The following is a 24,284-nucleotide window of genomic DNA, read 5'->3' on the forward strand; positions in this document are numbered from 1 at the left end:
AAAAAAGTATGCTCGCGCCCTGGATCATTGGTGGCGAAATGGTGAGTTAATTCTATTTTCTTCACATAATTGTCACATAATTTATTTAGTATCCCTTTATCAGATAACGATGATTTTTATTCCGATTGCGTTTTAATAAGGAAACCTTAATGTCGAACAAATATACGAAAAGTTTGGTTGTAGTCATGGTCTCAGCCTTAATTTCAGGTGTCAGCTTACCGGTGTTGGCGACTGATGATCAAAATGCTAATCAAATTATGGCGGAAGGTCGGGCGGTGAAAGGTAATATTACGGAATTTGGTGGGGCTCGCCGTATGACTCAAAACCAGACTGAGGCATTAAAAGCAGCGATAAATAATCATAAAGCTAAGAACGTTATTTTGTTTATTGGTGATGGTATGGGGGATTCTGAGATTACTATTGCTCGTAACTATGCAGAAGGCGCGGGTGGATTTTTCAAAGGAATTGATGCCTTGCCATTTACCGGCCAGTACACTCACTATTCTCTGGATAAAAAGAGTCGTAAACCCAACTATGCGACTGACTCAGCGGCTTCTGCCACCGCTTGGGCTTCTGGTGTAAAAACCTATAATGGCGCGTTGGGTGTTGATGTATTTGGTAAAGATCACCAAACTCTGCTTGAGCTGGCAAAAGCGAATGGTAAAGCGACAGGCAACGTAACGACGGCTAGAGTGCAGGATGCCACGCCAGCAGCACTGTATGCGCATGTCACTGACCGTGGCTGTTATGGTCCGCAAGAGACGATAAAAAAATGTCCAACGAATGCGCTAGAAAATGGCGGGCGTGGTTCGATCACCGAGCAATTATTAGTGGCTCGTGCTGATATCACATTAGGTGGAGGTGCCAAGATTTTCGCCCAGAAATCGGTTGTTGGTACTGGCAAGGATAAAACGTTGGAACAGCAGGCACAGGAACAGGGTTATCAGTTGGTCAGGGATGCTAAGTCACTGGCATCCGTGACTAGAGCGGATCAGAAAACACCGTTGTTGGGCTTGTTCCATGAAGACAATATGGACATTGCTTGGGAAGGACCTAAAGCCGTTTATCACGGTAATATTGATAATCCCCCAGTGACTTGTAAAGTCAACTCGAAACGGAATCCTGATGCGCCGACGTTGGCACAGATGACGGAGAAAGCCATTGATCTGTTGAAAGAAAATCAGAAAGGTTTCTTCTTACAAGTGGAGAGCGCTTCGATTGATAAGCAGGATCACAAAGCTAATCCTTGTGGACAGATTGGTGAAACTGTCGCATTGGATGAGGCGGTACAAGTTGGTTTGAAATATGCGCGTAAACACGGTGATACATTAGTTATTGTCACCGCTGATCATGCTCACGCCAGTCAGATTATTGAAGCTGATATAAAATCTCCGGGGCTGACTCAGGCATTAATCACGAAAGATGGTTCGGTGATGGCAGTTAGCTACGGTACTTCTGAGGGTAAGGAACAGGAACATACGGGTACTCAGCTACGAGTGGCTGCTTATGGCCCTCAGGCAGCCAATGTTGTAGGTCTGACTGACCAGACAGATCTATTCTTCACGATACGTGATGCGATGAAGTTAAAGTAATTTTTGGGTGGTTGGGGAATAAGTGGTTGAGGAATAAAGAGTTAAGGCCGGATATTCTCTGGCCTTAATTTTTTTGTTTTTTTAGTGTATATTTTTCTCTAATTACATTGGTAGGACAAATACAGCTGTGAACTAAATAAAATTATTGAGAGAAATACTCTAGATTTGATGAATAAATTAGTGATATGGAAAAAGCCATTAAAGTTAGTGATGCAATTTTAAAGAAATAATTAGGCTGTATATAGCTACTTTGCATATGCAGCAAATGTAAAGTCTTGCCTAATAATGCCCATAAGCAGGAAACTGGATATAGAGTTAAAAGTAAAATTACCATTGAGGATAAGTATATATACCCTATGGATTTCAAGATGCATCGCGGCGGCAAGGGAGAGAATCCCCGGGAGCATAGATAACTATGTGACCGGGGTGAGCGAGTGCAGCCAACAAAGAGGCAACTTGAAAGATGACGGGTATAGTTGGTAATTCAAAAGCATAAGAGGGAATAATATAAGAAGCTAGTATGAATGCTTTTGGACTAAGTAATGTTGTTATAAATATTTCTTTGAACGTTATTTCATCTGAGCAACTAGAGGTTAATGAAGATTTCCAAATTTTTATTGATAAAAAGGCAATGTAAATTGCAGATAAAATTTTCAGCAGAAAATTAATCCAAGGGAAATATAAGTAAATAAATGTTAAGGTAAAACCTAAGATACTAACGGAAATTAAATAACCTAACATTACAATAATTATTATTTTTTGTAATTTTCTCCAGTTTATCTTCAATCCAGAAGATAATATCAATGTATTTGTTGGTCCTGGCATAACTAATAAAAAAGATGAAAGGTAGAATATTTTTAGGCTTTCGTTGGATGAGAAATAATGAATGAGATGCTCCATTAAACGATATCCTCTAATATTGATGTGGCTTTTCGGAAATTCCACATAATATCTGAAAACGACTCGTTAGTATATTTTCAGTAATGATGGTTACTTGGTGTAAAAATAAAATGCAGTTTAGAAATAATAATGTTATGTGACAAATTACTATTGGTTTTTTAACATTTGAGTAGTGTGATTCGATAAAAAATAAAAATATGATGTCTATAATGACTTTTTACGCAAAGTCCTGATGCGTCGCTCGGACAATCAACATTAGCAGAACAGAGGGCTCAGTTCCCATATGCCTATCATTTTGATGCGGATGGCGTTGCGAGTTTTCTAAAACGTTATGCAATGAATCGAGGTGTTAGCCATATAGAAGATGATGTGACTCATATAGAAATTGATGAGAATGGAAAAATAGGATATCTGGAAACAAAAATACACGGAAAACTTAAAGCTGATCTCTATATTGATTGTACTGGATTCAAAGGATTATTAATTAACAAGGCATTGAATGAGCCATTTGTGAGTTTTTCAGATGTGCTAAAAAATAACCGAGCAGTAGCATTACGAGTACCTAGAAAGGATACGGGTGATATTGAACCATATACAACAGCTCGTACAATGTCCAATGGATGGCGTTGGACGATTCCTTTGTATAAGAGGAATGGTTATGGGTACGTATATTGTGATACATACCAAAGCCCTGAAGAAGCTGAAGCTGAATTAAGGAAATCCATTCCATATGAAAATGCAGAGTGTGTTGCAAATCATATTAGAATGAGAATTGGTCGTAGCAATCGTTCTTGGGTAAAGAATTGCGTAGCGATTGGATTATCAAGCGCATTTGTTGAACCTTTAGAATCAACGGGAATTTTTTTCATTCAACATGGAATTGAGCAGCTCGTCAGATTTTTTCCAAGAAGTAGCGGCAATGAGTTACTCATTGAAGAGTATAATACGCGAGTTAATCGTGTTGTTGATGGTGTTAAAGAGTTTCTATTGCTCCATTTCTCATTAGCAAAGCGTAATGATACTGTGTACTGGAAAGAATGGAAAAATGTTGAATTACCTAAAGAGCTTTTAAAAAAAATAATGTTAGCGGAAGATCATTTGCTGGATAAAGAAACTATCTATCCTTTCTATCATGGTTTTGAAGAATATTCGTGGAATACTATGATTCTGGGTTTGGGTTCAGATTCACTAAGGAGTAAACCAGCATTATCATTAATGATGCCTGATGAAGCGGATGAGATGTTATTGCGCCATTATATGAAAGCAGAAAATATGGTAAATAATTTACCAACATGCCATGAATATTTACAACATCTACATAACTTAAAAAATAAAGATTGATAACAGGTAAAAAATTGGTGCCTATTGGATTCAGTAAGTTTAAAACCTTACTTAAGATGTGTTGTATTAAATTAATCTCGATTATCCAAATAATCTATATAAGACTGAAAAGTTATTCGTAAAGTATTTATATGGCATTTAGAGCGCCAGTAATCTAAGGGCGGTAGCTTACCAGAGTAAAGGTAAGCTACCGGGTGAGTTTATCATTAATCAGCTTCCGAAAAACCTTGTCGTTCTGGGGAGGGGAAAGGAGACGGTTTTCCCGCTAACTTGTTTATACAGATAATATTTTGAAAGGTAATATTAATAGAAATGTGAAGTCTTCATCAGAACTTACATTTTCCTGGTGTTGTATATTTCAACCTTCCATTCGTCTTCTTCAAAACTTCCTTGACTTATTCAACAAACCCTATCTAAATTGATGTGTATATACAAATTCAAAGGGGGAGGTAAGGTAATGGTTCCAGAATTGGAAATTTCATTGGAAAATCATTTTCTGAAATTCGTTTCTATCATATACCCTATGGATTTCAAGATGGATCGCGACGGCAAGGGAGCGAATCCCCGGGAGCATAGATAACGATGTGACTGGGGTGAGTGAGTGCGGCCAACAAAGAGGCAACTTGAAAGATAACGGGTATACAATTTATGGTTTAGATAGAGTAATAGCTCGTATGAATCATCGTATAGTGAGAAGATTTAATATGTTTGAGTCTAGTTTAGATATTTCAGAAGAAACAGGTATAATTGAAGGTAGAAAATTTAATAATTTGGACTGGAGTAATGAACATCAACCAGATTTAGTATTTAAAAGCTGTGTTATCATTGATTCGAAGTTTTCAGGTGCAAACTTAAATGGTTTGCGTTTAATAAATTGTCAAGTATTTAACTGTGACTTTATTGAAGCCAATATTTCAAATGGTGAGTTTGAAAATACATTATTTTATAGTAAAGATAGTCAAAAAGGTTGTGATTTTCATAGTGCAGACTTACGTAGTTCAAAGTTTATTTGCTGTGATATTTCAACAAGTAATTTTTATCGTGCTGAGCTATTTGATATAACAATTGATAGGTGTCAGGCGCAAGGGTGTCATTTTGAGCTTGCCGACTTTACAAAAGTAGTCAGTCGAAAAGTTATATTCAGCTCAGCAACATTAACAAAATCAAACTTTAAATATTCAGATTTTGAAGGCGTATATCTTGAAAAGTGCGACTTATCAGAAAGTAATTTAGTTTCAGTTGTATTATCAGGCGTAAACCTTGAAGGTTCAAATCTAACTAATACTATTTTTTCTCCATCCCGCTATGATGGGTTATCAATATTTAAAGCTGATTTAAGGAATGCGGAAATATCTAATATAGACGTGAGATTATTAGATTTTTCTGGCGTTGAAATATTTGAATGGCAAATGATTCCTTTGATGGAAGAAATGGGGTTTATCATCCATCCAGATAATTAAAGTAGAAAAGGCAACTGAGGTTATATTCGTTAGGATAAAAAAGAATATTTTCCTTATTATCCTATGTACTGGAGACACCTCTGATTATTTAACTGTTAACACTCTTTGAATTTTTGCTGGTTTTGCTATTGTCCGCATCTTAGGAGTTAAATATTAATAGGAGTTATGTGGAAAATGAAAGTAAGAGAAGATATTATTGCACTAAAATCTCAAAAAGAATCTCTGATAGAAAAAGATCTCAATAGAAAATGCCCAGATAATAATAAAGCCCAGATTAGTCCCAAAGTGAAAGAATTATTAGATTGGATTAGATTAACTTCTAAATCAGATGATGAGATAATCAAAGGCAAAGAAATATCGAAGCAATTTATTTATCAGTCAGGGAAACTTGGACTTTTTGGTATGCAAATACCGATAGAGTTCAATGGCATCGATATTTCTGTTTCAGAGGCTTCCCAAATCATCCAACAACTCGCAGCCATAGATATTACTCTTACAGCTTTTACTATACTCCAACACTCATGTAGTTATTTGATATTCAAACATGCTAGTCCAGAAATAAAGCAGGAATATCTATCGAAAGTGTCAACAGGTGAGATGATTGGATGTTTTGCATTGAGTGAACTCGCTGCGGGTTCGAATCCGCGAAATATGGAGTCCACCCTGACGAAGCATGATGATGATTCCTGGGTACTGAATGGTAGTAAATGTTGGTTGGGTGGAGCTTCTATTGCTGGTGTATTTATTGTATTTGCAAAACATCAATCTGCTGATGAATTAGGAATTAGCTGCTTTGTAGTTCCAGCATCTGCCTCAGGTATAGAAGTTGGTGGTGAACAGAATTATCTGGGAGTCCAAGGTCTTGATTTGCGTACCGTCACTTTTAATAACGTTGTTGTCCGAAATACACAGCGATTAGGTGAATTGGGAAAAGGCATGCAAGTTGCTGCGAGTAGTTTGCTTTTTGGGCGTACACTAGCGAGTTCACTGGCCATTGGGGTAATGAAGCGGTGTGCTCAATTGATGTATAGATTTGCTTCCCAGCGTCAAATCAGTACCGGGCTACTGATAAATAATCCAGTGACAGAATTACAACTGAGTTGGTTAATTCATGCGATAACAAGTGTGACGGCAATATCTGATCAAGCATGTGGGGATTTCGATCATGGTGTATCTGTTCCTGCGAGTTTATGTATTGCTGCAAAAGTTTTGGGATCAGAATTTGTTTGGAAAGCCACAGATAATTTAGTCCAATTGATGGGAGCAAGAGGGTTAGATGAAAGAAATGTGGCATCTAGTTTATTGAGAGATAGTCGATTTTTGAGAATAGGTGAAGGACCAACTGAAACATTATTGATGGAGATAGGTTCAATATTAGCAACCAAAGATCCGGAAAATGAATTTTATTTTGTTGAGAAACTTGGTGCTAAGGAAATTTGGAGTAAATTGTATTCATCAATAAATGAAATCACAAGATTATGCAAAATCAAAGAGAAAGGTCTCGAAGCAACCTACTATTATGCTGGTAGAGTTGGAGTTTGGGCTATTTTATATGCTTGTATAGAACATCGATATCCTTTAGAGCAGGATACCATAATTGACTGGATAAAGGATAATTATAACCAAGAATTGATTCTAATTAAAAATGACTTAAATAGAACAAGACTTGGAAGTCAGATAGATTATATTTTTGAAAAGATTAATGCTTATGGTGTGGATATTGGTTCTCTAGATGAAACGATTACGACAAATCTCAATAAGACCTCTCTCTTTTTTTCCAAGGAATGTATCAATAATAAAGAAAACCGATTTACTGATGGCGCGGCTAAATTCTATAATGATCACAAAGAAGATGAAGTTCCATTAATAAATATTATAAAAGACTCGTTATTATCTTCAGAAATTACATTGACGAAAAGTATCACGACAGCTTTGCTTAATGAAAAAATAAAAAGTAAAGTTAAAAGATTCGCCAAACGAAATAAAAAATCTATCGTAGAAGTCATATTGACTTCGCTTTCTGTATTATTAGCCAGAATTTCTAATCAAGAATCTATCTCGATACTCGTTTTCAATGTTAAGGAAAATTCGACATATTTTTTCACTTATCAATATAAACCTAACGATTCAATTGAAAGTAACTTAGTTACCCTAACCGGTAAAGTCAAACAGTGGTCGACTCCGAGTGAGGCGATTATAGATATCATTGAGAAATCAAGAAATGATTCTCCACTAATGAGTTTAACTACAACGACAGTTTGTTTTTGTATTGGACTTCCACTGCAATACAAAGAGTTAGAGGGTATTGATATTTGTATTGCTTTAGAAGAGAAAAATACTGAGCAATCCATTACATGGATTCATTCTGCTGCTTTTAACCAAGATACGATCAAGAGAAGGGCAAATAACTTAATTGAATTCATTGATTCAATTGAGACACCGAATAGATCAGTAGCAAATTTATCGATTATTCCTGATAGTGAAAAAGAGGAAATTAGGAAATATAGTAGTATAAAGAGTATGGCTAAAAGTGGAGATAAAACGTTACCTGAGTTGTTTTATCAATGTTTAGAGTTAAATTCTGGGGGAGTAGCATTAGTCGGTCCTAATGAAAACCTGACATATCAGCAATTAGAGGAAAAAACGAATCAGATAGTGGCTATTATACAAGAGGCTGGTGTAAAAGCTTGTGATGTTGTGTGTCTTTGCATGGGGAGAACTACCTACTTTATAGCCAGTTTATTGGCTATTGTTAAGATGGGAGCCACTTTTGTTGTGCTTAATGCAAGGCACCCTGTGGAGAGAAATCGGACGATAATCGCTAATACGCGTTGTTCAATAATCTTGAGTGAGAGTTCACTAGCAAATATTGTAAAGGAATTTGACGAGTGCGTTATTGAGATTGATAGCGAATTAAAATCTGGTAATTTACGTTCTATCTCACTGAGTAACCAAGCTACACCTGACTCTATTGCATATATTTCTTTTACCTCTGGTTCAACGGGTGAGCCTAAAGGGGTAATGGTTAGTCATAGTGCGCTTTGTTTGCAACTTGAAAATCGTAGGTCAATCTTGAATCTTTGTGAAAGTGATAGATTGCTATATTCAGCGGCCCCGAATTTTGATGTTGCTATATGGGAGCTTTTTGGTGCTTTTTCAGCGGGCTGTGCATTGATTGTCAATGGTGACAATCAGTTTAATTGGGAGCCAAAGGAAGCTATAAATACAATTATTCATTATGGCGTTACTCATCTTCAAGTTCCACCTACTCAGCTTGGTTTACTCATTAATGAGAAAAATATTGAAAAATGTTGTTCTTTAACTTGCATTATTACTGGCGGGGAGTTATTACCAAATAACGTAAGAGAAAGTATACATTCGAAGATAAAGGTAAACCTGTATCACTTTTACGGGCCAACAGAGGCAGTTATTGATACCAGTTATTGGCAATGCAAAATAGGTGAACAACAATCCTCTACCTATATTGGTCTCCCTTGTCCACACAGACAGATATATATATTTGACCATAATATGCAACAAGTCCCAATTGGTGTACCTGGGGAAATGTATATTGCAGGGAAGCCTCTTGCAAATGGATACCTATCAGGGGCAAAAATGACAGAATCTCTGTTTATTAGAAAAAAACCGTTTACTGAGGAAGAGAGTAAAGATTCATTCATGTATAAAAGCGGCGATAAAGCTCGCTTTATATCTGGAGGTGGGTTGGAATTTTTAGGCCGAGTTGACCAGCAGATTAAGATCAATGGTATTAGAGTAGAACCTGGAGAGATAGAAAATGTATTAGAAAGTCATGCATCTATTATGCAACTAAGGGTTGCATTAAGAAATCGAGGGCAAGATAAGGTTAATCAGTTCTTGGTTGCTTATTATGTACTATTTGAAGGTTCGATAGTCGATAAACGTGAGCTTAGACAATTTGCAAAAAAACGTTTGCCAAAGGAGATGGTGCCAAGTTTATTTATCGAGTTAAAAGCGCTTCCATTAACTTCAACCGGTAAATTAGATATCCGTGCCCTGCCAGAATTTGCGGATTTGCATAAAATAGAGGCTTCAGAAATTGACCTTTCTACAACTGTAGGCAAGGTGCGCTATATATGGCAAGAGGTGCTTGGTAGGCCAGTCAATGATGAAGATGTTGATTTTTTTGAAATTGGTGGTCACTCTCTGACGGCTGTGAAAGTACTTACTCAGCTAAGAGAGACTGTTTCAACCGATATTAAAATGAGCGATTTTCTGGAAAACTCAACAGTACAAGGATTAGCAAGAATTATTGAAGAAAAAGGTATTAATATCCATGTAGAAAAGCCTACCCCAATGTCAAGGGAAGGGGTTATTCCTTTATCAGGCACACAGGAAAACCTCTGGTATCTCTACAAGCTTAATCCTCACTCTGCGGCTTATAATTGCCCTGAAGCATTTAGGTTGTCAGGAAAGATTTGTTTAAGTAGTTTGGAGAAGGCATTGAATGATATTTTCAAACGCCACGAATCTTTAAGAACGACATTTTATGAGTTGGATGGTATTCCTTATCAAAAAATTGTACCAATTTCAGAATTTAAACTTGATGTCTGGTATTTTAATCATATATCTGAACAACAGTTTTCAGAGGAATCTAAAAAAATCGTAGAGAAGGAGTCTGCTAGGTCATTTAATTTAGAGAAAGATTATCTATTTAGGGTGTTATTCATTAGTAATCATGATGAACATGTTATTTTCTGGAATTTTCACCATATTATTGCTGATGGAACCTCTTCTGCTAATATATTTACTAATGAACTTAACCAACTTTATACTTATACCCGTCATCTTTCAAGTTGCCTCTTTGTTGGCTGCACTCACTCACCCCGGTCACATAGTTATCTATGCTCCCGGGGATTCGCTCCCTTGCCGCCGCGATGCATCTTGAAATCCATAGGGTATATTATTTAAGAGGAGAAAATATCTCTCTACCTGAGATAGCGATACAACCTATTGATTATATGCACTGGTATAACACTTTTATGAATGAATCGAGGCGTGGTGGAAAATTGGATTTTTGGCGTAATATGCTAGAAGGGGTACCTTCCGAAGTTGACATTACACTTGGGAATTCTTTTCCAACTAATATTAGTGATAGCGGTTTTCGGTTCTATTTTCAATTACCAGAAGAAATTGTGAGCCAAATTGATGAATTTTCAAAAAATAATGGATTCACCCAATTTGAGATTATGATGGCTGCCTTTTCAGTCCTTATTTATATTGTCAGCGGTGAAGATGACTTCACTATTGGAACCGTTGTAGCTGGGCGACATCATAGTGTTATTGAAAACATTATAGGAAACTTTGCCAATGTCGTGGTGACAAGACATAATGGTTTTAAACAGACGACAATTTTAAATTATCTTGAATCAATGAGAAATAAATTAACCGATATATTTGAAAATTCTGATATTCCCTTTGATGAAGTTGTTTCAGCAACATGTCCTAATCGTAAAAAAAATAAAAATCCATTATTTAATACTTTCTTTTCTCTTTACAATGGAAAAAGAAATCACCTTAATATCGGTGAGGCAGTACCTCAAGGAGTGTTATTAAATCCCGGCAATTCTCAATTTGACCTGAGTTTGGCTTTATTTTCGGATGCTGGTTCTATTAATGGATATATAGAATATAAAGTTGATCTCTTTGATAAAGAGACAGTGAATCGACTTTTCCGTTATTATATAAAAACGCTTAACTATATTTTGATGAGTCCAGATCAGAGTATTGATTATATTGAATTAGTTGATAGTGAAGAAAGAAATACTCTCGTTAAAGATTGGAATAATGAGCGAGGGCCTGTAGCAACAGATAAAACTTTATATGAAATTTTTGAAGAGCAAGTTAAACTATATCCTGATAATATTGCAGTTAAGTTTGAAGATAAATATTTAACTTACGAAGAATTAAATAAAAGAGCTAATAAGTTAGCTCACTACTTAAATAATTATGGCGTCAATCCTACTGATTTAGTTGGTCTTTGTGTTCAACCATCGATTGAAATGTTTGTAGGTTTGCTAGGAATTGTAAAGGCTGGTGCCGGGTATGTACCATTAGATCCTGCACTTCCTGCCGCTAGAATTGATTTTATAGTGAAAAACAGTGATTCAGTTGTGATTTTAACGCAATCAACGCTTGCTAAAACAGTTGCGCATTGTGGCATTGATCTAATATTGCTTGATGAAGAAAATCAGTTATTCAATGAGTATAAGGAGACAAATCCTTCGCACTCGATTCCGGCTGATAGCATCTTATATATGATTTTCACATCAGGATCGACCGGGATCCCGAAAGGCGTTCAGACTCAGCATTATAATGTTGCGGCACTGGTTTGTGATACTAATCATATGGAGTGCGACAAAGCAGATGTTTTTGCAAAAGTTAATAACTTTGCATTTGATATTTCTACATGGGAAATTTGGGCACCGCTATTGCATGGTGCATCTATTACGGTGGTTCCTGATGCTATAAAACTAATCCCACAGGAATTTTCTGCTTTTATTAAACAACAGAAAATTACCATGCTTTATCTTCCTACCGCGCTTTATCATATGATCGCTACCGAGTTGCCGGAAAGTTTTGGTGGGCTTAAGTTGCTTGTTGTGGGTGGTGAAGCACTTGATCCGACAAAAGCACACTGTGTTTTGGAAAGTAAAGCGCCACCAAAAGGCTTTATTAATGCTTACGGTCCAACCGAAGTGACATGTTCATCTGCGTGGTTTGATGTTAAAAAACTCAGTAAAGATGCAAAGAGGGTTCCAATTGGTAAACCGATCACAAATACGCAGTTTTATGTCTTAAATAGTGAACAAAGCGTTCTACCAATCGGAGCTAAAGGTGAACTATATATTGGTGGCGCGGGTGTGTCAAAAGGTTATAGGAAGCGTCCAGAACTTACGGAACGCCACTTTCTAAAAAACAGATTAGGTTCTGATATAAGATTTGACAAACTGTATCGCACCGGCGATGTCGTTAGATACTTACCTGATGGTAATTTAGAATTCATGGGTAGAACTGATCATCAAGTTAAGATCCGGGGATTTAGAATAGAAATTGGAGAGATAGAAAATATATTAAGAAAGCATCCATTGATAAAAGATGCTATTGTTTTGGTTCAGGAAGAATCACCAGGAAATAAACGTTTAGTCGCATTTGTTGAGTTTTATGAAGAGCATCAAAACACATCAATCAATACGATAAGAAAATATCTATTAGAAAATCTACCAGCCTATATGGTTCCTTCGGTAATTAAGGCGTTAAATGTTTTACCGTTGAATAATAATGGTAAGATAGATAGGAATAAGCTTAATCAAATTGAAATAGAGCTGGGTAATGAAGGTGGAGGTTTACGCTATCCGCGAGACTATGTAGAATTATCACTTTGTCTTATTTTGGAGGAGATTGTCGGATTTAAAAAACCAACCTTAGATATAAATTTCTTTGAAAGTGGTGGGGACTCTCTTCGAGCAGTCCGTTTAATTTCTGAGATAAATAAAACTTTTGGCAAGAATTTACCTTTAGATACGTTGTATGATAGCGGTAATATTGAATCCTTAGCATTAAAAATAAAGAGTAATGATATAGATAATGAAAACCGTATTTTAATACCTCTTGCAAAAAATAAATTTAATAATAAGCCCGTATTTATCGTTCATCCTCTAAGTGGTAGCGCAATGTGCTATATCCCATTAGCCACAATGTTAGCTAACCCGCTTTATGCTTTCCAGTCACCGTTATTTTATAAGCAATGGGGGCATGAATCGATAGATACCGTTGAAACCTTGGCTTCAATGTATATTGATGAAATGCTAAAAGTTCAAGAACGAGGCCCTTTTGTGCTTGGGGGATGGTCTTTCGGGGGAATTATTGCTTTTGAGATGGCGAGGCAACTTGAGTTAAGTGGTTATGAAGTATCTAAACTATTCTTGTTTGACAGCGTGGCGCCTGGAAAAGCTCATAAAGAGTTGAACATGATGAAAGTTCTTGGTCTTTGTCTCGAAGAAATTGTTGAACAATTTGGTACTCATATCGATATTGATTTAGAAAACATGAGCAAGCTGACTCACAGCGAGATACTTGATGCTGTATTAAATACTATTAAAGAACATGGTGGATTTGCCCCAGATGCTGATGTCACTATGCTTGAACGCATGATTGACACTTGCCTGGCTAATTCCAGAGTGTCATCAAAGTACACTGCTGGTACTGTAAACATTGACACGATTCTTTTTCGTGCTAAAGACCGTTCTCATATGGAAGAGATGCTGGTATTCCCTAATGAGGCTAAAGAAAGATGCTTGGGTTGGAGCCAACATATTTCTGGTGATCTTATTATTGAGGATATTGATGGTCATCATATGTCGATAATGTTCCAACCTAATGTTAACGCTATTTCCGCGGTAATAAATAAATGGATGGAGAAGAATAATTAATGGGGGGAGACTGATTTTCTATAATGATTAAAATAGGACTTCTGTCATATACTTTTTTATTTATAATACGTGGTGAATAATGAATCCATCGTTTAAATTGATAAATTAAAATAAGATATATACCCAATGGATTTCAAGATGCATCGCGGCGGCAAGGGAGCGAATCCCCGAGAGCATAGATAACGATGTGACCGGGGTGAGAGAGTGCAGCCAACAAAGAGGCAACCTGAAAGATGACGGATATATAACTTTGCTAAAAATAAATAAGTTAGTGCTGGTATTTATTCTTAAACCTAAAAAATAGGGTATGATGCTATGAATATAATTGGTATCTCTGCAAATTTTCATGATTCTTCTTGTGCACTGATCAGCGATGGTCAATTAATAGCTGCTGTTTCAGAAGAGCGATTTTCCAGATTCAAAAATGACTCTCGACTACCAATTAGAGCTTTCAGATATTGTTTAGAAGAGGGCGGAATTAATATTACAGATATCGACTGTATTGCTTATTATGAAAACCCTTATAAGAAGTTGTCTAGGCAACTTGCTTCCAATTTCAACTTTTCTGCTACTAACGGTCTTCATTGGTTGGACTGCCACAAGCCATTTCGTGATATTACTGAAGTATTGGGGTATGAGAAAGAGATCAAGTTTTACGATCATCACATGGCACATGCTGCCGGGAGCTATCTATTTTCTGGCTTTACTGACGCGGCTATATTGACTTCTGATGGTGTGGGGGAATGGGAAACTTCTACTTTTGGTTATGCGCAAGGCGATAACATCAATTTGTTCGAGAAAATTGAATATCCAAATTCAGTGGGTCTTTTTTATAGCACTATTACTAACTACTTAGGATTCAGAGTACTCAGTGGCGAATATAAAGTCATGGGATTAGCGCCTTATGGTAAACCAATATATACCAATAAGTTGCGAGAAATGTTCAGTATGGAGAAAATATTTAGGTTTAAGCTGAATATGAAGTTCTTTGATTTTTGCCAGATAAATAGAATGTACACGGATGCTTTTATTGACTTGATTGGTTTTCCCCCAAGAGAACAAGAATCTGTGATGCTACAACACCACATGGATTTAGCGAAAAGCTTGCAAGTGGTGTTGGAAGAGATTCTTATCAAACAAGTTCATGATCTGCGGGAAAAAGTTGATTCAACAAACTTATGTTTGTCAGGAGGTGTTGCTCTAAACTGTGTTGCGACACATGCCATCCGTAAGACTGGCCTATTTAATAATATCTTTATTCCTTCTGCTGCTGGAGATTCTGGTTCCGCTTTGGGGGCAGCTGCATTGGCTCATATTGAGATGACGGGAAAACGACACAGTTACGAGCCATTTACAAACCCTTATCTCGGTCCAAAGTTTAGTAACGACAACATATTGGAGATGCTAACTTCAATGGAGATTGAAGCGTTGGATTTCCGTGAAGATAGAGAAGGTTTTGAGCAAACCATTGTTGAGATGCTCATAAATGGAAAAGTCATTGGTTGGTTTCAGGGGCGGATGGAATTTGGTCCTAGGGCTTTAGGAGCACGAAGTATTATTGCGGACCCGAGAGATCCTTCTATGCGAGATCGGCTAAATGCATTGGTCAAAAAGAGAGAAGGATTTAGGCCATTTGCGCCAGCACTTTTGGAAGAGGAAGCCGCAAATCATATTGAATTATCAATTCCAACACCATTCATGCTTGAAACGTGTCAAATAACCTCAAATCTCAGTTTACCCGCAGTCACACATGTTGATGGCTCTTGCCGACCACAAACAGTTACTGCTGATACTAATCCAAAGTTTCATTCTTTACTGAAGGCGTTTTATAACGCAACGAATTGCCCAATATTGGTGAATACTTCATTTAATGTGAGGGGAGAACCCATCGTTTGTACTCCACTTGATGCGGTAAGGTGTTTTGGTAATTCAGGAATTGATGTTTTAGTTCTGGAAGATTTTATTATTGAGCGAACTATGCTTTCGGAAGCGTTTTCTAAGATGGCAGAAATAGAGTTTAGTTTTATTCAGCCACCACAAGATCTCTTTACAGGGCAATCTATAGAAGCCATCTATACCTTTATCTAGAATAAACTTACGTTTTTAGGAAAATAATATGAATCAATCTAATGTCAATACCGAAAAGTTAGCGGAGTTTCTTTCTGATAATCAAGAGAATGCCTTGGAAGTTATGCGGTTAGCTCAAATTTATTTGATGAATGAAGATCAAAATAGTCATGGTACGACATTTTGCAATAATATCCCTTCATGCAGTGGAAATGTTGATGGATATACTGCTATCGGTACATGGCATCCAACGAAAATTGATAATGAGGTGGTTTTTATAAGACGCGAGCAATCTGATTCCATTTTTTGGGAGAGTTCACAGCAGCAATTGACGGTGAGTAAAACTAAAGGTGTGAAAAGGGTATGTCTTATCGGCGAGTCTGCGGCGCTTGGCATGTTTTTTTCACCTTATATTACACCGGCTAAAACATTATCTCACTTACTTAATCAATATTCTGATGTTGAGTGGGAGGTTATCGATCTTGCAAGAAGTTGCATTAATGCCGGTTTATTCTCATTGAAAGTATCTTGCTCAGAATAACTTGGTTTTATAATGTCTGTATGATCTGCCATCCATTCAATGAATCTGAATTATAGATGTTGTTTGGTGGCAGCTTTTTGTGTTTATATTAGATAGGATTCATAATGTTCAGAGGTGAATTGATTTATGCCACCGTTAATGTTAAAGCTATTACCGATAATACTTATCATTGGAATGGTTCCATCATTTATAGAAGTTGACATCACATTGCCAGCATTTCCCCAAATGCTAAAATTTTTTTCTGCAACTGAATCGGCAGTGCAATTTACTCTAATAGTAAATTTCTTAGGGTTATGTATATTCACGCCTATTTTCGGTCCACTTTCAGAATCATATGGGCGAAGAAAAATCATTTTAATCGGCGCTACTCTGTTCTTTATTGGTAGCATAGGTTGTTCAACCGTGGTTGATCTTAATCAATTGTATTTATTTAGATTTATCCAAGGGGTAGGATGCAGTGCTATTTGGATTGTCGGGTTTATAATTTGTTCGGATACTTATAAAGATGAGGAGTCAGTACAGGTTTTTGGCATTCTCAACGCGGCAATATCAATGGCCCTCATTATAGCTCCTATTGCGGGTTCTCTTATTGTTGCACATTATAATTGGAGATTTACCTACCACTTAGTGGCTTTACTGAGCTTTCTTTCCTTTATAGCTGTGCTTATCATTCCTGAAACAAATCGTAATACGATAAAGTTGAGTGTAAAGATGGTCACCAAAAGTTATTGTCAACTTATATTCAATACGCGTTTCTTAATATATGCTTTTACACCTGGGCTATTAGTATCTGCATGTATTGCATATGTATCTGTTGTGCCCTTTTTATATATAGATAAAATGGGAATGAGTTACTACATATTTGCAGTGCATCAAGCGATATTAGGAATATGTTTGTCGGTGGCTGGATTTTATTCAGGTGCTTTGAATAGAAAGATTGGATCAGCTAATTGTATCTATTTGAGTATTATAATTTGTTTGATAGGTTGTGGTTCATTAATGATATTTAGTCATATTTATCCCGAATCTGCAATACTTTTTACACTGTCGATGGCCGTTATCTGTATAGGTTCTGCTTTCCAATATAGTATGGTATTTTCTCGTTCTTTGGCGTTGTATCCTGAGTTAGTTGGTTCAGCATCATCCTTATTAACTTTTTTTCGACTTATTTTCTTCAGTTTCAGTGTCCTTATTTCAGGATGGGCATTTACTGGAAAACTATTTAATTCAGCAATTATAGTGTCATTAATAATTGCTATGGGGTTGTTATTTTCATTTTTTGTCTTAATTGATTTGCGAAATAATGTAGTTAATAGGAAAATTAACAATGAATCACATATTAGTTGATTAAATGAGCACTTATTCTGAGTGGTGAAATTATCTTACTAATAACATTGACCATTTATTGATATCTATTTTGTTGAGGTCATTTATGAGAATTAAAGTTATCATTCCACTGTTGACGTCAAAATATAATTCTGCGGTACAAGAAGAGCTGTATCCCTATATTGCACCAGACGTATCAATCACTATTATTAATTTAGAATCTGGCTCGCCTTCGATTGAGTCCCGTTATGACGAAATGTATTCAACTCCTGAGATTGTTAGCAAGATTGTTGAATCCGAAGAGGAAGGATATGATGGGGTTTTCGTGAGCTGTGTCAGTGATCCCGCTATTTCGGTTGCGAGAGAGATGGTTGATATTCCTATCGTTGGGGGGTTTGAGCCTGCCGCTCTCAGTGCTGGAGTGATCTCGAAGCATTGGGGAATAATTACAATTTCCCAATCTTGCGCACGTTTGGTTAGAGATCTTGCGACATTAGCGGGTATTCATCAGCAATTGGCTTGTATTCGCAGCATTGATCAACCCATTAATGAATTGCATAAAACACCGGGACAGCTAGAAGATGTTCTCCTTACTCAAGTTAAAAAGATGATTAAAGAAGAGCAGGTAACAGCCATAGTATTAGGTTGTACCGGCATGATGGGGATGGCAAAGTACTTATCCAAAGAGATGAAGGCTGTAGGAATGCCGATTCAAATAATTGATCCTACAGCAGTTGCATTGGGTTATTTACAGATGATGATAAGAGCTGGTCTTACCCACAGTCGTTTGGAATATCCAAAGTTGGATTTAAGAGAAAGGGAGATTAGTTGCATTAAGCGGCCTTCTTCTTAATTCTGTGTAATTGTCATCCCAATATTGAGTGCTTGAGTTAGTGCTTTGTGATATTTTCGAACCACGGTTTTTCAACTCTGTAGTATGTTGAATCGTAATAGTTTGAACGGGTGTCACAAGATATTGATTTGATCTGCCAGATTAGCTATTTCAACTGACTTGTACTTCACGCTTTTTTGTATATGATATTGGTAATCATTATCATTTGACTGGGTGCAGGTTATGATCAGGATTAAAGACAGAGAGAGATCGCTTTTCTGGCAGGGTATCACCAGTTTGTGGGGAATAGGTTTATCTAGCTTAGCAGGCATGCTATTCGTCCTCGTCAATCCTGGAATTGAGCAGTTCAGAATTGGGGTAGTATTCGCGATGTTGTTGACGCTATTTATGCTGCTAAACCAAAAATCACGCCATTTTCTATTAATACCATCAGGGTTTGCTGTGTTATGTGCTTTATTGGCCGGGCTACATCGGTTTGGCTGTTTTTGACGTTTTATAGCAGAATAAATGGAGAGAAGTTCGATAAGGAAAATAGACAGATTGGTGCGAAAGGAGGGACTTGAACCCTCACGTCCGTAAGGACACTAACACCTGAAGCTAGCGCGTCTACCAATTCCGCCACCCTCGCAGGTACTGTCATTTTACTTTTTATTGCCTAATTTAATATTGGCCGAATTCAATCAGCGGCTGTCTGATTTGGTGCGAAGGGGGGGACTTGAACCCCCACGTCCGTAAGAACACTAACACCTGAAGCTAGCGCGTCTACCAATTCCGCCACCCTCGCAAATTCAGACACTATCAAGCTGTTGATTGATAGCACGGAGGCGAATTCTAGAGGTTTTGTAGCAGACGTCAATCATTATTTATTATATACCCGTTATTTTTCAAGTTGCTTCTTTGTTGGCTGCACTCGCTCACCCCGGTCACATAGTTACCTATGCTTCCGGGGATTCACTCCCTTGCCGTCGCGATGCTATTATTTTGTTATCCTATTATTTTGTTATCAAAAATAGCCTGCCCTTGAATCCAGGACAGGCTGAGTCAATTAGAATTTTTTTGTTGCCTGATAAACCTTGAATTTCCCTGTTTGAGCAATGACTTCATGAGTGCCAAAAGTTTTATCCAGTAAATCAGGATAAGGCAGGAAGGCATTGGCAACAATTCGCAATTTTCCGCCAGGTTTGAGGTACTTGGGAGCTTGGCGGATCAGATCATCGGTTGCTAGTAAACTGGTTTTTAATCCTTCATGGAAAGGAGGATTAGAGATAATCCAATCAAATTTATCTTCAAGATTGGAATAAACATTACTGACAACAACATGACCTTCCAGTTTATTGGCTTTTAAGGTTGCTTTACTGGAGGCAATCGCTGCGGCATTAACATCACTAAGAGTCAGTGCTAACTCAGGGTTTTTCTTACCCAATACCGCTGCCAGAACACCCGCACCGCATGCGATGTCCAGTAAATTGCCGGAGAGAGGTTTGTCAAAGGTAGAGAGCAATAAACGGCTACCCACATCCAGTTCATCCTGGCTAAATACACCCGGTAACGTATTCACTATGACGTTTTCCACCTGATAACTGTTCCACCAGTTATCTTGTTCGAACTGCACTTCATGTTCTAACTGGCCGTAGAACAGGCTGCAACGACGGGCGCTATCGATTTTTCGAAACGTTGCCATGCCGTCCATCAGTTTGTCTACACTACGTACTCCGCTACGGTTTTCACCGACAATGAAAATGTTGATGCCTTTTGGCAAAACAGAGAACAGGCTACGTAATTGAAAGCGAGCTTCCTGCTTACTTTTAGGCCAGTAGTAGATCAGGGTGTCACAGCCCTGAGTAAATGCTTTTTCGGCTACCAGGCTAAACCAAGCATGATCACCTAGAGTGCGGATCAGTGATTGCCAGTGATGATATTGATTAGTGTGCACTCGCACACTGGCCGCATCAATTTGGGTTGCCAGTGTATCCTGAATATCACCGGCGAAGAGCAGATGATGAGAGCTAAATTGCTCACGGTGACGTAAAATAACTTCACTGGCGGGGGTTAACGCAGACATTTGTCTATAAGCTCCTTCAATGGTTCTGTGCTCAAGTATCAGATAGTGATAAATCTCAACCCAATATTGGCGCAGATCGTGGCCTCTGATAACATGTTACCGATTATTTTTTACAGCAGGTAAATAGATTATGGTAACCCGGCGCGACAGGTTATTAGCTCAATTGGGGATTACCCAATGGACCTTACGTAACCCAGCGGTTTTGCAAGGTGAATTAGCTGTTCACTTACCTGATACCACCCGTCTGCTGATTATTACCAATGACCACATTAATTTAACTAATTCATTATTAATGGATATTTTCACCGCTATGGGGTTGGATAAATCCTCTGTTTACTGCATTACAACAAATAATGTTGCGATGTTACCGGAACAGGTTAAGTGCCCATATTGGTTGTTAGGTGTGGATATTACACTATCATGGCCGGGAATTTCTTTGAGAAGCCCGGCATTAAATGATTTATATTGTGATGGACAGGCAAAACGTGCTCTCTGGCAACAGATTTTTCAACATGAACAACATTTCTCTATTAACTCCCGCTGATCTCCCGTCCGCTTTTCTGGTTGAGAAAGCCAGTCACGCGTTCCCGTGGAGTGAAAAAACATTTTTCGGTAATCAGGGGGAGCGGTATTTGAATTATAAGATAGCGATTAATGAACAATTTATTGGCTTTGCCATAACCCAATTGATATTAGATGAAGCAACCCTATTTAATATTGCTATTCATCCTGACTACCAAGGTAAAGGTTATGGTAAGGCATTATTAGCGTATTTAATATCAATTTTGCCGGGTAAAGGCGTGCATACCTTATGGCTTGAAGTCAGACAATCGAATCATTCTGCTATTAGGTTGTATGAACAATCAGGGTTTAACCAAGTCTCTGTTCGTCGGCATTACTATCCTACTGCGACAGGTAAAGAAGATGCCATCATCATGGCGTTGCCGTTGTTTTGCTAAAAGTGCTATAAAATTGATTGATTGTTTATAACACCAATTTCAGCGAAAATGAGCGCCAATTTTTCATTCACCTACGGGTTTGGCAACGGTTCCCTTTGCGGGGACGCGTCTGATGTTGAATACAAGCCCGTATATAAAGCAGAAGATGGTTATTGATGTCAAATTCCCCTTTTCAGCAGGAAGTCGCTAAACGGCGAACTTTTGCTATCATTTCTCACCCTGATGCAGGGAAAACGACGATTACTGAAAAAGTATTGCTGTTTGGGCAGGCGATTCAGAAAGCCGGTACGGTGAAAGGTCGTGGTTCAAACCAGCACGCGAAATCTGACTGGATGGAAATGGAGAAACAGCGTGGTATTTCCATTACCACTTCTGTGATGCAGTTTCCTTATCAAGATTGCCTGGTTAACCTGTTGGATACGCCAGGGCATGAAGATTTCTCCGAAGATACTTATCGTACATTGACGGCGGTTGACTGTTGCTTGATGGTCATTGATGCCGCTAAAGGGGTTGAGGAGCGGACACGTAAATTGATGGAAGTGACCCGTCTGCGCGATACCCCGATTCTAACGTTCATGAACAAGCTTGACCGCGATATCCGTGATCCGATGGAACTGATGGATGAAGTGGAAAATGAGTTAAATATCGCTTGTTGCCCGATCACCTGGCCGATTGGATGCGGTAAGTCTTTTAAAGGGGTTTATCACCTCTATCTTGATGAAACTTACCTGTATCAGACCGGAAAGGGGCACACTATTCAGGAAGTCCGCGCAATTAAGGGGCTGAATAATCCTGAATTGGATGCCGCGATTGGTGAAGATCTGGTTGAACAATTGCGTCAGGAGCTGGAATTGGTGCAGGGGGCTTCTCATGAGTTTGATCATCAGGCATTTTTGCAAGGTGAACTAACACCGGTATTTTTCGGTACTGCACTGGGTAACTTCGGCGTTAATCACATGTTGGATGGTTTGGTTAAATGGGCGCCTGCGCCGATGCCGCGTCAGACAGATGTTCGCGAAGTCTCTGCTCAGGAAGATAAATTTACCGGGTTTATCTTTAAGATTCAGGCCAATATGGACCCTAAACACCGTGACCGTGTGGCTTTCTTGCGTGTTGTGTCAGGTCAATATGAAAAAGGCATGAAGCTGCATCAGGTAAGAATTAAGAAAGATGTGGTGATTGCTGATGCGCTGACATTTATGGCGGGTGATCGCTCTCATGTGGATCATGCCTATCCGGGAGATATTATCGGCTTGCATAACCACGGGACAATTCAGATTGGTGATACCTTTACTCAGGGGGAAGATCTGAAATTTACCGGTATTCCTAACTTTGCTCCGGAATTATTCCGTCGTATTCGCTTGCGTGATCCTCTGAAACAGAAACAGCTCCTGAAAGGATTGGTTCAATTATCTGAGGAAGGTGCTGTACAGGTATTTCGTCCACTGGCAAATAACGATTTGATTGTGGGGGCCGTTGGTATTCTCCAGTTTGATGTGGTTGTTGCCCGTTTAAAAAGTGAATACAACGTTGAAGCTTTATATGAACCAGTAAACGTCTCAACAGCGCGTTGGGTTGAGTGTCATGATGCTAAGAAGCTGGAAGAGTTTAAGCGTAAGAGTGAGCAAAATCTGGCGCTCGATGGTGGTGATAATCTGACCTATATTGCCCCAACGATGGTTAACCTAAATTTGACCAGTGAACGTTATCCTGACATCAAATTCCGTAAAACACGGGAACATTAATATTTTTAAGGCTAACAACAAGTTAGCCTTTTTCTTTACAAAAATATATGTAACACAAGAATAATTTATAATTTAGTCGGGTAATATCCGTCTTATTTTATAGCGTTTTGCTTTATTTTCCTGTTACTATTTCCTCGGTCTTTGCTGTATTGATGTGCTTATTTCCCGATTTAGCCTCTCAGCTATTGGGAGTGATAACCTGTTTTTAATTCTAATGTAGATTGTGATTCTGCTTAGATTACGATTCTACTTAGGTGCAGTACATGGTGTAAAAACACATCGTGTAAAAACACCTTGTGTAAAAACGGTTTGAATGGCTTTATAGATTCAGAAATCTAGCCGGTAATTAAGGAAGGTATAGGATGAAGAATGTTAAATTGGCTCACTTGTTGGTGGCTGTTGCCTTGGGTACCGCTGTAGTTAGCAATAGTGTACTGGCGGAGGAGTCTTTTAAAAATAAAGCGACACAAGCACTCGACAGTGCTGGTCAGAAAATCGATGATTCAATGAAAAACATCGATGGTTATATGGGTGATAGTGCTACCACAGCGAAGATTAAAAGTGAGTTGTTGGCGGCAAAAGGGATCAACAGTAGTGATATCTCGGTAAAAACAGAGAGGAGAGTCGTTTATATTTCTGGTTTTGTGAAAAGCGAGAAACAATCCAGAGAAATTATAGAGATTATCTCTAAAGTGAAAGGGGTCAAGTCGATTCAAAACGGTCTGACCATAAAAAAATAATATATTTTGTTATGAATGGTTTTTTTCCATTCAGATAATTTTACGTTGTACTAACCGGATATGCGCCCTCACCAGGGGTACTTTTATCGAAATATTGACTGCGTAGCACCATAATATAATGACGGATAATAACTTTCCAAGTTATGCTCTCTATCCGTCATTTATTTTCTTGGGGGCTGTGTGGGGACACGTATACCGATAACGTTGGGAAATATTGATCTATTATC

At 38.0% G+C, this 24,284-nt stretch carries 15 protein-coding genes, 2 tRNA genes and 2 pseudogenes; 15 read left to right on the forward strand and 4 right to left on the reverse strand.

From position 1 onward, the window contains the following. The first annotated feature begins 149 nt into the window (after positions 1 to 149). A complete protein-coding gene (gene phoA / locus LGZ98_RS18960; RefSeq protein ID WP_262978400.1) occupies positions 150 to 1,592 on the forward strand; it encodes an alkaline phosphatase in 1,443 nt (480 codons plus the stop codon). Positions 1,593 to 1,925: 333 nt separating this feature from the next. Then, positions 1,926 to 2,075, forward strand: coding sequence for a hypothetical protein (locus LGZ98_RS18965; protein ID WP_229015731.1), 150 nt, complete (start codon positions 1,926 to 1,928; stop codon positions 2,073 to 2,075). Positions 2,076 to 2,111: 36 nt separating this feature from the next. Here the strand turns inward: LGZ98_RS18965 and LGZ98_RS24335 are convergent. Next, positions 2,112 to 2,492 (reverse strand): annotated as a pseudogene (locus LGZ98_RS24335) (LysE family translocator); the annotation flags it as partial. A 267-nt stretch (positions 2,493 to 2,759) separates the two neighbouring features. Here LGZ98_RS24335 and LGZ98_RS18970 point away from each other — a divergent pair. From LGZ98_RS18970 to LGZ98_RS19010, 9 genes and pseudogenes are all read left to right on the forward strand, one after another. Continuing rightward, a pseudogene (locus tag LGZ98_RS18970) lies at positions 2,760 to 3,833 on the forward strand (tryptophan 7-halogenase); the annotation flags it as partial. 584 nt (positions 3,834 to 4,417) lie between these two features. Beyond that, positions 4,418 to 5,293 carry a pentapeptide repeat-containing protein gene (locus tag LGZ98_RS18975; protein ID WP_205068580.1) on the forward strand — a complete coding sequence of 292 codons (876 nt, stop codon included), beginning with the start codon at positions 4,418 to 4,420 and terminating at the stop codon, positions 5,291 to 5,293. A 174-nt stretch (positions 5,294 to 5,467) separates the two neighbouring features. Continuing rightward, entirely contained in the window at positions 5,468 to 10,243 is a 4,776-nt protein-coding gene (locus LGZ98_RS18980) for a non-ribosomal peptide synthetase (RefSeq protein ID WP_262978401.1), read from the forward strand. After that, positions 10,210 to 13,764, forward strand: coding sequence for a non-ribosomal peptide synthetase (locus LGZ98_RS18985; RefSeq protein WP_158536618.1), 3,555 nt, complete (start codon positions 10,210 to 10,212; stop codon positions 13,762 to 13,764). The genes LGZ98_RS18980 and LGZ98_RS18985 overlap by 34 nt, the downstream gene beginning before the upstream one ends. A gap of 315 nt (positions 13,765 to 14,079) precedes the next feature. Next, positions 14,080 to 15,852, forward strand: coding sequence for a carbamoyltransferase family protein (locus LGZ98_RS18990; protein ID WP_113044116.1), 1,773 nt, complete (start codon positions 14,080 to 14,082; stop codon positions 15,850 to 15,852). A gap of 28 nt (positions 15,853 to 15,880) precedes the next feature. Further along, positions 15,881 to 16,372, forward strand: coding sequence for a hypothetical protein (locus LGZ98_RS18995; RefSeq protein ID WP_262978402.1), 492 nt, complete (start codon positions 15,881 to 15,883; stop codon positions 16,370 to 16,372). Positions 16,373 to 16,498: 126 nt separating this feature from the next. Further along, positions 16,499 to 17,719 (forward strand): MFS transporter, encoded by a 1,221-nt coding sequence (locus LGZ98_RS19000; RefSeq protein WP_228902034.1) that lies wholly within the window; start codon positions 16,499 to 16,501, stop codon positions 17,717 to 17,719. An 85-nt stretch (positions 17,720 to 17,804) separates the two neighbouring features. Then, on the forward strand, positions 17,805 to 18,551 hold the full coding sequence (locus LGZ98_RS19005) for an aspartate/glutamate racemase family protein (protein ID WP_228902032.1): 747 nt from the start codon (positions 17,805 to 17,807) through the stop codon (positions 18,549 to 18,551). Between the two features lie 222 nt (positions 18,552 to 18,773). Then, the gene (locus LGZ98_RS19010) at positions 18,774 to 19,040 is read left to right on the forward strand and encodes a DUF1435 family protein (protein WP_112878839.1); all 267 of its coding nucleotides are present in this window, start codon (positions 18,774 to 18,776) and stop codon (positions 19,038 to 19,040) included. Between the two features lie 52 nt (positions 19,041 to 19,092). On the opposite strand, the gene LGZ98_RS19015 is transcribed toward LGZ98_RS19010, so the two are convergent. The 3 genes from LGZ98_RS19015 to rsmC form a co-directional block, all read right to left on the reverse strand. Continuing rightward, positions 19,093 to 19,179 (reverse strand) — tRNA-Leu (locus LGZ98_RS19015). Between the two features lie 69 nt (positions 19,180 to 19,248). Continuing rightward, positions 19,249 to 19,335, reverse strand: a tRNA-Leu gene (locus tag LGZ98_RS19020). Between the two features lie 261 nt (positions 19,336 to 19,596). Then, positions 19,597 to 20,613: a 16S rRNA (guanine(1207)-N(2))-methyltransferase RsmC gene (gene rsmC, locus LGZ98_RS19025; protein WP_113044121.1), complete on the reverse strand. Its 1,017-nt coding sequence runs from the start codon at positions 20,611 to 20,613 to the stop codon at positions 19,597 to 19,599. A gap of 130 nt (positions 20,614 to 20,743) precedes the next feature. Here rsmC and LGZ98_RS19030 point away from each other — a divergent pair, with 130 nt between their 5' ends. The 4 genes from LGZ98_RS19030 (at position 20,744) to LGZ98_RS19045 (ending at position 24,057) form a co-directional block, all read left to right on the forward strand. Continuing rightward, positions 20,744 to 21,157 carry a DNA polymerase III subunit psi gene (locus LGZ98_RS19030; protein WP_113044122.1) on the forward strand — a complete coding sequence of 138 codons (414 nt, stop codon included), beginning with the start codon at positions 20,744 to 20,746 and terminating at the stop codon, positions 21,155 to 21,157. After that, positions 21,126 to 21,572, forward strand: coding sequence for a ribosomal protein S18-alanine N-acetyltransferase (rimI, locus tag LGZ98_RS19035; RefSeq protein ID WP_112896687.1), 447 nt, complete (start codon positions 21,126 to 21,128; stop codon positions 21,570 to 21,572). Before LGZ98_RS19030 ends, rimI begins: the two co-directional genes overlap by 32 nt. A 155-nt stretch (positions 21,573 to 21,727) precedes the next feature. Next, complete coding sequence (prfC, locus tag LGZ98_RS19040; protein ID WP_113044123.1) at positions 21,728 to 23,317, forward strand: peptide chain release factor 3; 1,590 nt, start codon at positions 21,728 to 21,730, stop codon at positions 23,315 to 23,317. A 362-nt stretch (positions 23,318 to 23,679) separates the two neighbouring features. Continuing rightward, entirely contained in the window at positions 23,680 to 24,057 is a 378-nt protein-coding gene (locus LGZ98_RS19045; protein WP_112896688.1) for a BON domain-containing protein, read from the forward strand. Positions 24,058 to 24,284 lie beyond the last annotated feature (227 nt).

Source organism: Photorhabdus kayaii (assembly GCF_025384895.1).
GTDB lineage: Bacteria > Pseudomonadota > Gammaproteobacteria > Enterobacterales > Enterobacteriaceae > Photorhabdus > Photorhabdus kayaii.